The 15,082-nt window shown below is 35.6% G+C and carries 15 protein-coding genes; 4 read left to right on the top strand and 11 right to left on the bottom strand.

Annotated elements, in window-relative coordinates:
• Window positions 1-54: 54 nt before the first annotated feature.
• From AC1RRN_RS17640 to AC1RRN_RS17610, 7 genes are all read right to left on the bottom strand, one after another.
• Window positions 55-3,222 carry an efflux RND transporter permease subunit gene (locus tag AC1RRN_RS17640; RefSeq protein WP_492968562.1) on the bottom strand — a complete coding sequence of 1,056 codons (3,168 nt, stop codon included), beginning with the start codon at window positions 3,220-3,222 and terminating at the stop codon, window positions 55-57.
• A gap of 11 nt (window positions 3,223-3,233) precedes the next feature.
• On the bottom strand, window positions 3,234-4,451 hold the full coding sequence (locus tag AC1RRN_RS17635; protein WP_492968561.1) for an efflux RND transporter periplasmic adaptor subunit: 1,218 nt from the start codon (window positions 4,449-4,451) through the stop codon (window positions 3,234-3,236).
• A 188-nt stretch (window positions 4,452-4,639) separates the two neighbouring features.
• Complete coding sequence (locus tag AC1RRN_RS17630) at window positions 4,640-5,233, bottom strand: TetR/AcrR family transcriptional regulator (RefSeq protein WP_192188072.1); 594 nt, start codon at window positions 5,231-5,233, stop codon at window positions 4,640-4,642.
• Window positions 5,234-5,388: 155 nt separating this feature from the next.
• A complete protein-coding gene (locus tag AC1RRN_RS17625) occupies window positions 5,389-6,309 on the bottom strand; it encodes a GNAT family N-acetyltransferase (RefSeq protein WP_492968560.1) in 921 nt (306 codons plus the stop codon).
• A gap of 90 nt (window positions 6,310-6,399) precedes the next feature.
• Complete coding sequence (locus tag AC1RRN_RS17620) at window positions 6,400-7,320, bottom strand: SMP-30/gluconolactonase/LRE family protein (RefSeq protein ID WP_492968559.1); 921 nt, start codon at window positions 7,318-7,320, stop codon at window positions 6,400-6,402.
• A 232-nt stretch (window positions 7,321-7,552) separates the two neighbouring features.
• The gene (locus AC1RRN_RS17615; protein WP_492968558.1) at window positions 7,553-7,852 is read right to left on the bottom strand and encodes a type II toxin-antitoxin system RelE/ParE family toxin; all 300 of its coding nucleotides are present in this window, start codon (window positions 7,850-7,852) and stop codon (window positions 7,553-7,555) included.
• On the bottom strand, window positions 7,842-8,069 hold the full coding sequence (locus AC1RRN_RS17610) for a DUF2683 family protein (RefSeq protein ID WP_492968557.1): 228 nt from the start codon (window positions 8,067-8,069) through the stop codon (window positions 7,842-7,844). The genes AC1RRN_RS17615 and AC1RRN_RS17610 overlap by 11 nt, the downstream gene beginning before the upstream one ends.
• A 224-nt stretch (window positions 8,070-8,293) precedes the next feature.
• Here AC1RRN_RS17610 and AC1RRN_RS17605 point away from each other — a divergent pair, with 224 nt between their 5' ends.
• The 3 genes from AC1RRN_RS17605 (at window position 8,294) to AC1RRN_RS17595 (ending at window position 11,371) form a co-directional block, all read left to right on the top strand.
• Window positions 8,294-9,307, top strand: a complete 1,014-nt coding sequence (locus tag AC1RRN_RS17605; protein ID WP_492968556.1) for a zinc-binding alcohol dehydrogenase family protein — start codon at window positions 8,294-8,296, stop codon at window positions 9,305-9,307.
• 96 nt (window positions 9,308-9,403) lie between these two features.
• Window positions 9,404-9,847 carry a cupin domain-containing protein gene (locus AC1RRN_RS17600; protein WP_492968554.1) on the top strand — a complete coding sequence of 148 codons (444 nt, stop codon included), beginning with the start codon at window positions 9,404-9,406 and terminating at the stop codon, window positions 9,845-9,847.
• Window positions 9,848-9,952: 105 nt separating this feature from the next.
• Window positions 9,953-11,371: a gluconokinase gene (locus tag AC1RRN_RS17595; RefSeq protein WP_492968553.1), complete on the top strand. Its 1,419-nt coding sequence runs from the start codon at window positions 9,953-9,955 to the stop codon at window positions 11,369-11,371.
• Window positions 11,372-11,441: 70 nt separating this feature from the next.
• Here AC1RRN_RS17595 and AC1RRN_RS17590 read toward each other — a convergent pair whose 3' ends face one another.
• The 4 genes from AC1RRN_RS17590 to AC1RRN_RS17575 form a co-directional block, all read right to left on the bottom strand.
• Window positions 11,442-12,299, bottom strand: coding sequence for a hypothetical protein (locus AC1RRN_RS17590; RefSeq protein ID WP_492968552.1), 858 nt, complete (start codon window positions 12,297-12,299; stop codon window positions 11,442-11,444).
• Window positions 12,300-12,407: 108 nt separating this feature from the next.
• Entirely contained in the window at window positions 12,408-12,848 is a 441-nt protein-coding gene (locus AC1RRN_RS17585) for a VOC family protein (protein WP_492968551.1), read from the bottom strand.
• Window positions 12,849-12,853: 5 nt separating this feature from the next.
• The gene (locus tag AC1RRN_RS17580) at window positions 12,854-13,354 is read right to left on the bottom strand and encodes an SRPBCC family protein (RefSeq protein ID WP_492968549.1); all 501 of its coding nucleotides are present in this window, start codon (window positions 13,352-13,354) and stop codon (window positions 12,854-12,856) included.
• Window positions 13,351-13,671, bottom strand: a complete 321-nt coding sequence (locus AC1RRN_RS17575) for an ArsR/SmtB family transcription factor (RefSeq protein WP_492968548.1) — start codon at window positions 13,669-13,671, stop codon at window positions 13,351-13,353. The genes AC1RRN_RS17580 and AC1RRN_RS17575 overlap by 4 nt, the downstream gene beginning before the upstream one ends.
• Before the next feature lie 400 nt (window positions 13,672-14,071).
• Between AC1RRN_RS17575 and AC1RRN_RS17570 the strand changes: the two genes are divergently transcribed.
• Window positions 14,072-15,046: a 3-keto-disaccharide hydrolase gene (locus AC1RRN_RS17570; RefSeq protein ID WP_492968547.1), complete on the top strand. Its 975-nt coding sequence runs from the start codon at window positions 14,072-14,074 to the stop codon at window positions 15,044-15,046.
• The last annotated feature ends 36 nt before the right edge of the window (window positions 15,047-15,082 follow it).

Here is a 15,082-nt window from a genome sequence, read left to right as displayed (position 1 = left end):
AGCCGATGCCGAATATAATGGCCACCAGAATTGTCGTTATATAATTTTCCATATTTATTTTTCTTCTTCGTTATGAACTACAGCTACGGGTTTTCCGGTAACTTTTTCTTGTAAATGTTGGAATACGATGAATAAAACCGGAATGATTAACAATCCAAGAATTACTCCCGAAACCATACCTCCGGCAGCACCAATACTAATAGAGTGGTTACCTTGTGCCGATGGTCCTTTTGCACTCATCATCGGAATTAATCCTACTACGAAAGCCAGCGATGTCATGATAATTGGACGCAAACGTAATTTGGCTGCATCAATTGATGCTTTAACCAATGCCTGTCCGGATTTTCGTTTTTGAACGGCGAACTCGACAATCAAAATGGCGTTCTTGGCGAGCAATCCAATTAACATTACCAATGCAACTTGTACATAAATGTTGTTTTCAATTCCTGTTAAACCAATGGCAACGAATACTCCAAAAATTCCTGCTGGTATAGATAAGATTACTGCTAAAGGCAAAATGTAACTTTCATACTGTGCGGCAAGTAAGAAATAGACGAATATCAAACACAGTAAGAAAATTGTTGCCGATTGACCTCCGGAAGATATTTCTTCACGGGTTTGTCCTGACCATTCATAACTATATCCTGCAGGTAATTGTTGAGCTGCTACTTCCTCTATAGCTTTAATAGCATCTCCGGAACTAAATCCTGGTTTCGGAATCGCATTAATCGAAATAGAATTAAACAAGTTGTATCTCGAAGCGGTTTCAGAACCATAAATACGGGTTAGTTTCACTAAAGTATTTATCGGAACCATTTCGCCATTTTTGTTTTTTACAAAAACTCTGTCAATTGCTGACGGATCTGCTCTGTCGGCAATATCAGCCTGAACAACCACTCGGTAATATTTACCAAATCGGTTAAAGTCGGATGCTTGTGCACTACCAAAATAAGCCTGCATCGTTTGCAGAATATCTTTTACTTTAACACCTAACTGATCTGCTTTTTCATCATTAATATCCAATTGTAATTGAGGATAATCGGCTTTGAAACTCGTGAACGCTACTGCAATTTCTGGGCGTTTCATTACTTCACCAATAAAGTTTTGAGATATTCCACTAAACTTATCCAGTTTACCACCGGTTTTATCCTGAAGCACTAAATCCAATGCCTCAACGTTACTAAATCCGGGAACGGTTGGGAAACTAAACACGAAGAAACTTCCTCCTGAAATCGCACCCAATTGGCCACGAACCTGATTCATTATTTCCTCAATATTTTTAACCTCTCCACGTTCTTCATTTGGTTTAAGCAATACAAATACTACTGCTGATGATGGGCTTGTAGAATTCGTCAATAAGTTGAAACCTGAAATAGCGGTTACAAATCGTGATGCATCCAATTTTTTTAAAGTGTTTTCTGCTTCGGTCATTACTTTCTGAGTTCCGTCTAAAGAGGTTCCAGAAGGCGTATTAACAGCAATCGCGATAAAACCTTGATCTTCTGTCGGGATAAATCCGGCAGGAGTTGTTTTTACCATCACAATTGTAGCGAAAGTAATTAAAGCCAATCCACCTAAACTAACCCATTTGTTACGAATTAAGAATTTTAATCCCCCAACATAACGGTTGGTCAAGGATTCAAAACTATTGTTGAATCCGTTAAAGAATTTTTCTTTAAATCCTTGTTTTTTGTATGGAGCATCTCCTTCGTGTACAGCATGATTATCTTTTAAAAATAAAGCAGCAAGGGCAGGGGACAATGTTAAAGCGTTTACTGCTGAAATTACAATTGCAATCGCCATCGTAAAGGCAAACTGACGATAGAAAACCCCGGTTGAACCTTCCATAAAACCGACCGGCAGGAATACAGCAGCCATTACCAGCGTAATCGAGATAATAGCACCCGTAATTTCGTGCATTGCTTCATGTGTGGCTACTTTTGGAGACAAATGTTTGTGCTCCATTTTCGCATGCACGGCTTCGACGACGACAATCGCATCATCCACCACAATACCAATCGCCAGAATTAAAGCGAAAAGCGTTAAAAGGTTGATCGAAAATCCGAATAACTGCATGAAGAAGAACGTTCCTAAAATTGCTACAGGTACAGCAATGGCCGGAATTAATGTTGATCTGAAATCCTGCAAGAAGATGAAAACCACAATAAATACCAGAATAAAAGCTTCAATCAAAGTATGTTCAACCTGTTCGATCGATTGATCAAGAGATACTTTTGTACTGTAGAAAATATTGTGTTTTATTCCCGCTGGGAAATCTTTAGAGGCTTTCACCATCAATTTGTTAATCGCAATCTGAATGTCATTTGAGTTAGAACCTGCTAATTGAATAACACCAATTACAACTCCTTTTTTACCATTCAAACGAGTTAAACTGTTATAAGAATAAGCACCAAGCTCAACTCTGGCAACATCTTTTAAACGAAGAATAGAACCATCTGCATTCGAACGAATGGCAATGTTTTGATAATCCTCCGGTTTAGTAAGTTTCCCTTTGTATTTAATTACGTATTCAAAAACTTCTTTACTTCTTTCTCCAAATTTACCCGGAGCAGCTTCTAAACTTTTGTCCTGAATAGCTGCCATAACTTCATTTGGTGTAACATTGTAAGTTGACATTTGAGTTGGATTTAACCAAACTCGCATTGAGTAATCTTTAACTCCACCAAAAATACTGGCAGCACCTACACCCGGAATACGTTTAATTTCCGGAATAATATTAATTTGAGCATAATTGGCCACAAAAGTCTGATCGTATTTCGATTCGTCTTCTGTATACATACCAATCGCCATGATGAAACTATTTTGTTGTTTCGCGGTAATTACACCTTGCTGAACAACTTCGGCAGGCAACTGACTTGTCGCCTGAGCAACTCTGTTCTGAACGTTAACTGCGGCCTGATCGGCATCTGTTCCTAATTTAAAGAAAACAGTAATCGCTAATGTACCATCGTTACTCGCTGTTGAACTCATGTACGTCATGTTTTCAACCCCATTTATAGATTCTTCCAGAGATGGTGCAACCGAACGTAAAACTGTTTCGGCATTCGCTCCCGGATAAACCGCCGTTACCAAAACCGAGGGAGGCGCAATATCAGGAAACTGTTGTAAAGGCAATTTTGTAAGTCCAAGTACACCCAGGATCACCAATAAAATGGAGATTACGGTTGCCAGTACAGGTCTTTGTATAAATATTTTGAACATTGTCGTAAAAATTATTTTTTGTTAATTATTTGGGCAACTTCAGCAGTCGATTTTTGAGGCTGGATCACTTGTCCTTCCTGAAGTTTGTCGATTCCGCTTAAAACAATTTGGTCGCCAGATTTTACACCTTCTCCAATAAGATAGTTAGTTCCGCTTTTACCAATAATGGTGATAGGCATTTTGTTTACTTTATTTCCTTTGTTTAGGGTATAAACAAATACTTTATCCTGCATTTCTATTGTAGCCGATTGTGGTACCAGAATCGCATCATCATGATTGATTCCTAAACGAATTTTTCCTGTATTTCCAGAACGTAGCGTTCCGTTTGCATTTGGGAAAGTCGCTCTTAAAGTAATCGCACCTGTATTTTTATCAAATTGACCATCTACCATATCAATTTTTCCTGATTGCGCGTACGCATTATTATCAGCCAAAATTAAAGTTACAGGAGGTAATTTTTTGATCTTATCACCAAGCGTATTTCCCGCATATTGTGTTTTGAATTTAATGAAATCAGTTTCACCAAGAGAGAAGTAAACAAAAACTTCGTGTACATCTGAAAGTTTGGTTAACGGTTCAATATCAGTAGCCGAAACTAAACTTCCTTGTTTTTTAGGCAATCTTCCAATGTAACCACTAACAGGGGCTGTTACATTAGTATATCCTAAATTAATTTTAGCCGATTCTACCATAGCTCTTGCTTGCTCGATATTGGCGGAAGCAATTTTTTGAGAAGCTTTAGCTGTTTTCAATTGATAATCAGAAACTACTTTATTTTGTACTAAAGGAGTTAATTTATCAACTTCTAACTGAGCGTTAATTAAAGCCGCTTCAGAAGCATGAAGACTAGCCAAAGCATTGTTTAATTGCTCACGGAAAGGGCGTTCGTTTATTTTGAATAAAGTTTGACCTTTACTTACATAAGCTCCTTCGTCTACTAAAACGCGATCAAGGTTTCCGCTTACTTGTGGGCGAATCTCTACGTCTACAGTTCCTTGTATCGAAGCCGGATATTCAGCATCCGTAACAGCATCAGAATTTTGAATCGCTAAAACAGGCAGGAGTGGGGCTGCCGGAGCAGGTGCCTGCGCTTTATCTGCACAACTACTTAGTACAAGTGCCAGAATAAAACTGGTTATAATTACATTTTTCATTTTCGTATTGGTTTTAATTTGTTGGACATTCATTTGAGTTAAAATCTTTTGTATTCTGGCATTCCCGGTATTCATAATTAATTGAATTAAATTATCTAACGTTGTTAAGTTAAAAGGCGCAAAATTCCGTATAGTGAGCCCATTCCGATTCTATAAAAAATCGGTATTAAATTATTTATCACTGTTAAGTAAATAGTAAAAAAAGGTTACTAAATTACTCTAATTAAATTTTCTAACACTGTTAAGTAGAATGGAAAATTTTTTTACTGTATTGATTTGATGATACCACTAATGGCATCTTTTAAAATTTGAGCATTTATGGTTGCCATGACGTCACTTTTATTAATGATATTGATGGCAATTAAACCGTGAATAACAGAAAAGAAAGTAAAATACTTCTGTTTAATAATATCCTCACTCGGATTGCTGTTTTTCATAATTTCCGCAATAACCGCGGTAAATAATTTATAAGGCGCTTCTGCAGCCGAACATTGCTGTGAACAACAATTCATTTGTACACCAAACATTACCTGATACATTTCAGTATCGGTGAAAGCAAAATCCCAATAGGCCATCCACATGGCTTCTAATTGATCTTCCGGTTTATCAAATTTTGCTCTTGCTTCCTGAAGTTCTTTCGATAACTTAATGAAACCTTTGCCTGTCAATTCTGTTAATATGGCATCTTTATTAGAAAAATACTCATAGATAATCGGAGCAGTATATTCAATCTTATCTGCAATCTTACGCATACTCAAACCATTCCAGCCTTCTTCTTTTACGATATCATAAGCAGCGCCAAGAATATTATTTCTTGTCTCTTCTTTTTGTCTTAAAATACGATCTTTACTTGCCATTTTGATGAGTATTAAATAATCTAACACTGTTAAGCAAATGTAGAGCAAAATTTAAATATAGTGCAACACCTTTATCATTTTTTTTTATAGTAATATAGAGAAAATCAAAAATGCCTTTAAAAATAAGCGTTCCAAAGGCTTTTTAGAACATTTCCTTATTTAACGAAAACCATTTCGACGTGTTCAATACCCGCATCCAGGAAATAATTTTCAGTTGGTTTGAAACCGTTTTTGGTGTAAAAAGCGCTGGCATTTACCTGTGCGTACAAATATATGTTCTTTTCGCTATTCAAATCCTCTAATATTTTTTTCAGAATTGCTTCTCCAATTTTCTTTCCTCGATAAGAATTCAAAACCGCAATGCGTTCAATTTTAGCTCCTTTTACCATAATTCTGTATCGAGCCGCTCCGGCAGGCAAATCGTTTACAGTTGCCAGATAATGAATTGCCTCCGCATCATCCATAGATTCGCGCTCCTGCGATACATTTTGCTCTTCAACAAAAACTTGTCTTCTAATAGCAAATGCGATTGATTCTAATTTTGAATCTTCAATTTTTTCTACTTTAATATTGTTTTCTACTGTTTTTTCAGGAGTATTAAGGTTCATTTCTTTAATTGTTGTCATTCGGTCAAAAAGATTTTTCGTTTTCAGATTTTGATTTACTTCGCCTATGGCTTTGTACAAATTATTTTCAGTATCAGTCAATTCCACTAAAGCCTGCGTCATAATTGCCCACAGCGGTTGCAGTTGTTGTATGAGTTCATTTGCTTTTTCTGTAAGTGTGATCAGACGCTTTCTTTCGTCTTTCGCATCTTTGGCAGAACCAATCAGTTCTTTCTTTTCTAATTCTTTCAAAAGAGAAATCGTAGTAGGGTGAGAGTAACCAATTTCCTGAGAAAGTTCCACCACACTAATAGCTTTTCTTTGCGAAAGCACATAAATCACCGGGAACCATTTCGGTTCAAAATCAATATTCTGACTCTTGTAGAAAAGTTGCGCTTCTTTTCGAAGGTTCTCCGTCAAACGCTGTAAAAGATTCCCTAATACTAATGATTTTGATTTTTCTAATACCATAACAAATAATTTATATGCAAATTTACGTAGTTAGCTACATATATTCAAAATCAAAATTCAAATTTAGGTTTTATCTATAATATTCATTGTTTATTTCATTCCCCGAATGTTCATTTCTATCGTATAAACACTTTTGCTGGCAGTAATAAATAATGTTTTAAATTTTTTCCCTCCAAAACAAACATTGGCTGTCCAAGGTTCAGGAACATCAATATGAGCTATTTTTTCTCCCTTTGGATTGAATATGGTAACTCCTTTTCCGGTTAAGTAAATGTTTCCGAACTCGTCTATTGTCATTCCATCTGAACCTGATTCAGTAAACAGTGTTTTTTTTCCTAAAGAACCATTATTTTCAATTGTATAAGAGTACGTTTTATTGGCTGCTATATCCGCTACGAATAACGTTTTTCCGTCCAAAGTTCCAACAATGCCATTTGGTTTTACAACTTCATCGTCAACGTTGATAATTTTGGATTTATCCGGAGATAAATAATAAACACATTCTTTCTCTATTTCCTTGGAGGTATGTTTCCAGTACTCTCTTTTGTAAAAAGGATCTGTAAAATAGATACCGCCTTTTGGATCAACCCAGAGATCATTAGGACCATTCAGCCTTTTTCCTTCAAAGTTGTTTAGTATTACAGTATAATTTTTGTTCTTATCTATTTTCCAAATTTCATTTTTTTCATCGGCACAAGCCAAAAGGTTGCCTGCGTGATCAAAATACAAACCGTTAGCTCTTCCTGCATTTTCCATAAAAACAGAAAGTTCACCATTAACCGACCATTTCATGATTCTATTATTAGGCTGATCCGTAAAATAAATATTTCCTTTTTTATCTGCCGCAGGTCCTTCTGTAAAACTGAATTGATCTGATAATTTTGTGAGAACTGCACCTTTTGCAATTAAATTATGGTTTTCTTCTGATAGCTGAGAGTATATAAAATTTGTAAAAGTTAGAGTAATAACAAATAGGAGATTTGATTTGATTTTAAGTAGGAATTGATTCATAATAAAAAGGTTTAAAGGTTGCTTTTGAAGCGTTTTTAAAAGTAGTTTTTATTTCTGATATTCTGCATATTCTTTTTTAGGAGCAGAAGAATTATGTTTTTTAAGACGACTTGTCCCGCTATCCACTTGTATCTTTTATGGCGAACCCCGCCATAAAAGTATACCTCTTCTATCGGGGCTAGGCTAGAGGTTTAGTTTTTATAATTCTCTGCAATAGGTTTAAGATCAAACACTATTTTACGGGATATTTTTCAGGATCTTGAGAAGTATGAAAAACTGCATTTAGAAAAACAGTTTTTGATAGTTCGTCAACAATGAAAAAAGCAATGTATGGGAATTTTTCAAAAGGCAGAAAACGATAATTCGTGTCGTGAAATTGATAAAACGGATTTATCTGTAAAGTTTTATAGATCTTTTTATAATCATTAAGAAAGTCCAAAGCTACTTTTTTACTGGCTTTAAAAATATAATATTCAACGGCTTCTTCAATATTTTTTAATGCAATAGGAGAAACAATAATCTTATAAATCATACTTGTTTTTCATATCAGTATAAATTGTTTCAGCATCTTTGTATAGATTTTTGTCCAAATTAATCTGACTATCTAAAACTTGTTGTTGCTCAGCAGTTAGCTCATAAGATTTTATATTTGCTATCTCAAATTTTATCTTTAGTGCTTTCATAAAAGCTTTTACAGCTTCAATTTGAGAAGCATCTTCTGTATACGCTGTGATGTTAATTGCCTGCATGATTTAAAGTTTACTAAAGTTGATAAACAAAGTTAAGACAAAAGTGTAATTTTTATGTTAATCCTCATAGTTTTTTTAGCAATAGAATTTTCAACTTTTGTAATTCTAAAGAAACAATTAATCAAAAAGACAAACATGTACAAATTCATAGTGTATTTGTACAATTCCCAAATCCTTCTTTGTGAGTATCTTTGTGTTATTAGTTTAAATCAAAAGATATAAAGATGAAAGCAATAGGATTTAAAACCTCATTACCAATAGAAAATGAAGATAGTTTTGTTGAGTTTGAAACACCAAAACCAATTCCGGGAGCGCATGATTTATTAGTTAAAATTGATGCCGTTTCGGTTAATCCGGTCGATTTTAAGATTCGCCAGAATAGTGCCAAAGAAACGGTTTTAGAAACCCCAAAAATCATTGGCTGGGACGCTGTCGGAATTGTTGAAGCTATTGGAGATCAGGTGAATTTGTTTAAAGTGGGAGACGAAGTTTTCTATGCAGGCGATCTTACGAAACAAGGCAGCAATGCAGAATATCAAATTATTGATGAACGTATTGTGGGTAGAAAACCGAAATCACTTTCAGCAGAACAGGCTGCCGCAATGCCGTTGACAGGTTTAACAGCCTGGGAAATATTATTTGACCGAATTCGGATCCATCCTGAAAAAGATAAAGGCAAAAGCATTTTAATTATTGGAGGAGCTGGTGGAGTAGGTTCAGTTGCTATTCAATTGGCCAAAAAAGTGGCAGGATTAACTATAATTGCTACAGCATCGCGTCCTGAATCGATAGAATGGTGCAAAAAACAAGGCGCCGACTTTGTAGTAAATCATAAAAATTTGATTGAAGAAGTGCGTAACGCAGGTTTTCAGCAAGTCGATTTTATTTTAGATTTTGTTGATGTTAACCAATATTGGAATGCATTCGTAGAACTGATAAAACCTCAGGGACATATTGGTTCTATTAGTGATCCGGTTGATAATGTGAATCTTCGCCAGTTGAAAGGTAAAAGCGCCAGTTTTCACTGGGAGTTAATGTTTACACGTTCTATGTTTCAAACAGAAGATATGATAGAACAACATCATATTTTAAACCAATTGGCCGATTTATTGGATAAAGGTACAATTCAGTCGACCTTAAAAACTACGCTGAACGGCCTGACTGCTTCCAATTTTAAAGAAGCCCATCAGTTACTGGAATCAGGAAGTACTATCGGAAAAATTGCGATTAAATTTTAAAAAAATTATAAAACAGAAGGCAAGCTAATAACGCTTGCTTTTTGCTTTTAATCGCCATATGTAAAAGCATTTTTTCGTATTATTACAAAAAAAATCATGAAACTAGCTTCAACCATAACCATTGCAATTCTTGCGTTATTCGCGCAACAATCTGCACAAGCACAAGAAGCAAAAAAAGAAACCGCTTCAACAGAACCAAAATATACGATAGAAAATTGTGTCAACCATTTTGAGTTAGACAAAGCCACTAAAACAAAAGTGGGGTATCAATATTGGTTTGCTGATAAAAACTTCACTCAGGAAAACACGCTCAAAATGAGTATCGTTGAACCTGGAAAATCAACGCACGCACCACATCATCACATAGAAGAAGAATTCTTTTTCATTCTGGAAGGTACGGCTCAATTCTACCTTGACGGAAAAACGGTAACTGCTGGTCCGAATACCAGTTTTTATTGCCCATCCAATATGGAACACGGCATTAGCAACGTTGGAAAAACGGATTTGAAATATTTAGTAATAAAGAAGGATTTGAAGTAATACTCCGCAGTAAATTTTATTCAAGTATTATTTCAGATACCTTTACCTAACGGTTATGGAAACAATAAACGTATTGATACGAAATATCGGAATCAAATAAAAAATATGGAATCATTTTATATCGGAATCGACATTGGAACCACGGCGACAAAAGCGATTTGTTTTGATATACACGGAAATGTAATCAGACAAGTTTCCAATACCTATCCGATGTTCCATCCAAAACCGGACTGGAGTGTTCAAAATCCACAGGAAATTTTACAAACGGTTTTAAATTGCATTGCAGAAATTTCAAACGGAATTCAGCCACAGTTTATTAGCTTCAGCTCAGCCATGCAAAGTATTATGGCTATTGATGAAACAGGCAAACCCTTAACGGATGCTATTTTATGGGCTGATAACAGAGCCAATACCATTGCCGAAAAACTTAAGAATTCTGAAAAAGGAAAACATTTTTATCAAAAAACCGGAATCCCAATTCATCCCTTTTCACCTATGACCAAAATTGCATGGTTTAAAGAATTTGATTCCGATATTTTTTCCAAAACCTATAAATTTATTAGTATTAAAGAATACGTATGGAATCATCTTACGAATGAATATTGTACAGACACTTCAATGGCATCCGGAACCGGATTATTAAATATTCATACTTTACAATGGGATCCCGAAATTTTAGATTTTTTAAACCTGAAACCGGAGCAATTATCTACAGTTTGTGAAGTGACGCATCAATGCAAAGGAGTTTCAGATGATTATCTGTATGTAATAGGCGGCGGCGATGGCGCTTTGGCCAATCTGGGAACAGGGGCTATGAATAAAGACTGTATTGCCTTGACCATTGGTACCAGTGGAGCCGTACGTCTACCAATTGATAAACCGTATCTCGACGAACAAATGCGAACCCAGTGTTACCACTTGATGGAAGATCAATATCTTGTTTTAGGAGCTGTTAATAATGGCGCTATTGTTTTACAATGGCTTAGGGAAACTTTATTGAAAACCGATAAATCTTTTGAAGTTCTTTTTGAAGAAGCAGAAAAAATACCGGCTGGTTCTGAAGGTTTGCTTTTTGTGCCGTATTTACTAGGCGAAAGAGCGCCAATTTGGGATGCAGCAGCACAAGGATCGCTTTTGGGAATGCAGATTACGCACACTCAGGCACATTTGGTAAGAGCAACTTTAGAAGGCATTTTATTTGGACTTTTTCAGATCGCAGAAATTTTGCTTCCGGATTCTGAAAAAAGAAAACAAACCAAAGTAATGGCCAGCGGCGGATTTGGTAAAAGTGAACTTTGGCTTCAAATGGTTGCCAATATTTTTCAGATGCAAGTAGAAACTTCAAAAACTATTGAAGGATCTGCCTGGGGCGCTGTCCTGATAGGAATAAAATCTACAGGGAAGGATATCACGTATGAAAACAAAACCGGAAAGACTTTTTATCCTAATGAAGCCTATAAAAGTGTTTATGAAACTGCTTTTACTAAGTTTAAAAAAGTGTATCCGATATTGAAAGATTTTTAGAAGCCTGAACAATTTTGAAGTTATCGAAATCATTCAGGCTTTAGAATAAATGTTTTACGGAGTACTATTTTTATTGAACAGTAATAGCGTACGTTAAAAATTCTCCATTTGGCTGTAAAAATTTTATAGTGTGGGTTCCAGTTGTTGTGGGAGTAAAATTATAAGTTGTTTGAACCTTTCCAAGAACGCTAGTGCAGAAACAGCCTTCATACTTCGCTTTTACTGTTATTGTTTTTGTATTTCCTGAATTTGTTTCGGTAATAGATCCAAAATCACCACATCCGTTAAGTATTCCAAAAGATATGATAATTGGGATTTTAGTATTTACATTTCCGCTAGTAGGGACATTGGCCGAAATTACATTAGTATGTTGATAAGATACACAAACCTGATCAAATGTTTCGGTCCATTTTACAAATGAATATTTCTTAATTTCAGTTTTCCAATATGTTTCTGATCCTTCAGGAATGCTTAAGCTGATACTTTTATAGTCATTTAATCTGTCTTGCCATTGTTTTGAAGAAATCAAATTGAGAAGATCAATTTGGTTGGCAACATTCATTTCGAAAAAACTATTTATAATAAAAGTCTTCTTTTCTGTCTGATGGAAAAAAACGCTGGAAGTTGTGGCACTCCAGGCACCAGTTTTTATATAGGGTTTTTTATTTAATTCATCCCTTAAATTAGTAAGGCCATTTTCAGGAGTATCGGAAGTATAAACAAAGCCATCCATTTGCCTGATATTAAATTTTAATTCATTCAATGTTTTAAAAACTAAACTTAAATCGGAGTCTTTATTGATTCCGATAGCAAAATTTACTTTCGATGAATTTTCGCCAGTAGGAGGTTGAGCATCTAAATTTGAATTCTCCGAAGAACAGCTAAAAAATAAAACTGCTATAATACTTATAGTTAAAATTTTTTTCATTTTGCATTGATTTTACTATAAAGATGCATTTTTAATTAAATGGTTGCGTTTGTTTAATAAATATATATGCTTTTTGTGAAAATTTATATTGAATATCACAATGCAATCTTATAGCTTTCCGCTGAATTTTGGATTATAATTTACCATCCACTGAACGGCAAATTTATCTGCAAACATTCCAAAGTAATTTCCTGAAGGACCATCAATTAACGGCATTTCAATTTTACCGCCTGCTGAAAGTCCGTTGAAAAGCTTATTGGCTTCTTCCTTGCTTTCCGCAATAATGGAAACAGTGTATCTGTTATCGGTTTCGTTGACTTTTCCCATAGCCTGCATGACGTCGCTTGCCATTAATACACCGGTTTTACCAATACGCAAAGCAATGTGCATAATGCTGTTTTGATCATTCTCCGGTATTTGATATTGATCATTCGAGATGTCCCGATACCGACTGATATTGACAAACTCGCCGCCAAAAACAGATTTGTAAAACGTAAAAGCTTCTTCGGCATTTCCGTTGAAATGTATGTAAGGATTGATCGCTGCCATAATTTTTATTTTTGAGATAATGTTTCCAATAACTTTTCTAAGTTATCAATAGACATTTTAAAGCCTTCTGAAAAGCCCATTTCAATCATTTTTTCTAAACGCTCAAGAGATTCATTAAAAATGCTAATATTCACTTTTGTGATGCCATCGTGTTCGCTGAAAGTATAATCCCAATCAGAACCAGGTAATTCGCGGTTTTCATTCTCGTCTGAAAAAGTGTTGTACATTTTGAAATTGGTTTTCGGACTAATCGAAGTAAATTCCTGAACTGCCCAGCGTTCCATGCCTTCCGGACTTACCATAGCATAAAATCTTCGTCCGCCAACTTCAAAATTCATATGTTTTGTTCTGGCTGACCAGGGTTTTGGTGCAACCCATTGGTCTAAAAGTTCTGCCTTGGTAAAAGCATCCCAAACCAAAGGCAGTTCTGCTGCAAATTCTCTTGTTATATATACCGTTTTGGATGGTTTATCAACGGTAAAATCAAATAGCAAATCGTTTTTCATTTTTTCTGGTTTTTTAATGTTATTAATAGTTCATCAAGCTGATTAAACTTGGTTTCCCAAATTTCTCTGAATTGTTTTATCCATTTATCAACCTCTTTCATTTTTTCGATTTCAAGTGAATAGTAAATTTCCCTGCCTCGCTGTTCCTGTTTTACCAGTTCGCATTCGGTAAGTATGCGAAGGTGTTTAGAAACAGATTGGCGTGTAGTATTGAAGTTCTCCGCAATGGCATTTGGCGTCATTGCCTGTAGTGCGATTAAGGTTAGAATAGACCTTCTTGTCGGATCGGCTATTGCCTGAAAAATGTCTCGTCTCATAGTATTCCAATTTAATTAAGAAGCCAATCGGTTGCAAATATAGGTGCAACTATTCGGTTTCACAAGTTTTTTTTGATTATTTTTTTTTAAAGAGAATATTTTGTGATGATATAAGTAGTTTTGTTTCAAAAAGTTACACTAAGGTAACACAGAGATTCGCTAAGTTTTTTGTTTAAAACAGGTGAAATAATCTCGCAAAGTCGCAAAGTTTTTTACTCATTTTTGTCATCCTGAGGAACGAAGGATCACACTCCAAACTCGACAAAGATTGGTTATTCTCAATCTGAGCGAAGTCGAAGGCTTTTGAAATCGAACAATGATTATTTTGTCAATCGTTTTATCCCGATAATCAATGATTTATCCTAAATTAGTTATCTTTAAAAATCAAAAAAAAAACTTTATGAACCAGAAAACCACAACCAAATCATTCGCCAATTTCTTTAGCAAGAATAAGGTAATGAGCTTATTATTTATTGTTTTTATAACGATAATCAGCAATAATCTTTATGCAGTCGAAAAAGATACACTAAAAGGCTGCTGGGACATAACAATTGATGTCGACGGAAAACCTGCGCCAGCCTGGCTGGAAATCAGACGTTCAGGTCGAACAACGCTTGTAGGACAATTTATGTGCGTAGTAGGCAGTGCCCGCCCAATATCCGAAATCCATTTGAAAGATGGAAAATTTAGTTTTGCAATACCGCATCAATGGGAGCAGGGAAGCAATGATCTTCGTGTGGAAGGTAAAATTGAAGGTGAAAAAATATTCGGAACTCTCCAGACTGTTGACGGTAAAACTCAAACCTGGACAGGTGTTCGTGCGCCAATCCTTCGTCGTACTGCTGCGCCCGTTTGGGGCAAACCAATTCATCTTCTCAAGGACAATTCTATCAAAGACTGGCATACAGAAGGCACTAGTCAATGGATTGTAGAAAAGGGTATTTTACGTAGTCCAAAATCAGGTGTCAATCTGGTGACCAACGAGAAATTTAATGATTTTAAACTTCATATAGAATTTCGTATTCCAAAAGGCAGTAATAGCGGAGTCTACCTTCGCGGTCGCTATGAAGTACAGGTAACCGACGGTAAAGGAATGGAACCTGCTTTAGATCAAATGGGAGCGATTTATGGACTACTGGTTCCAAATGAAATGGTTGCCAAAGAAGCCGGTGAATGGAATACGTACGATATTACCCTGATCGGAAGAATGGTAACTGTTGTTGCTAATGGTAAAACAGTAATCAGCAATCAGAATATTCCGGGAATTACTGGTGGAGCTGTAGACAGCAATGAAAGCGAACCCGGACCTATATTCCTTCAGGGTGATCACGGACCTGTGGAGTATCGCAATATTATTATAACACCAGCCAAATAAGTTTTATTGTTTAACAGCAAGGGGAAATAATCTCGC

Source organism: Flavobacterium sp. GW821-FHT11G01 (assembly GCF_058808175.1).
Note: the sequence above shows the minus strand (reverse complement) of the source record. Positions and strands in the feature narration are given on the sequence as shown.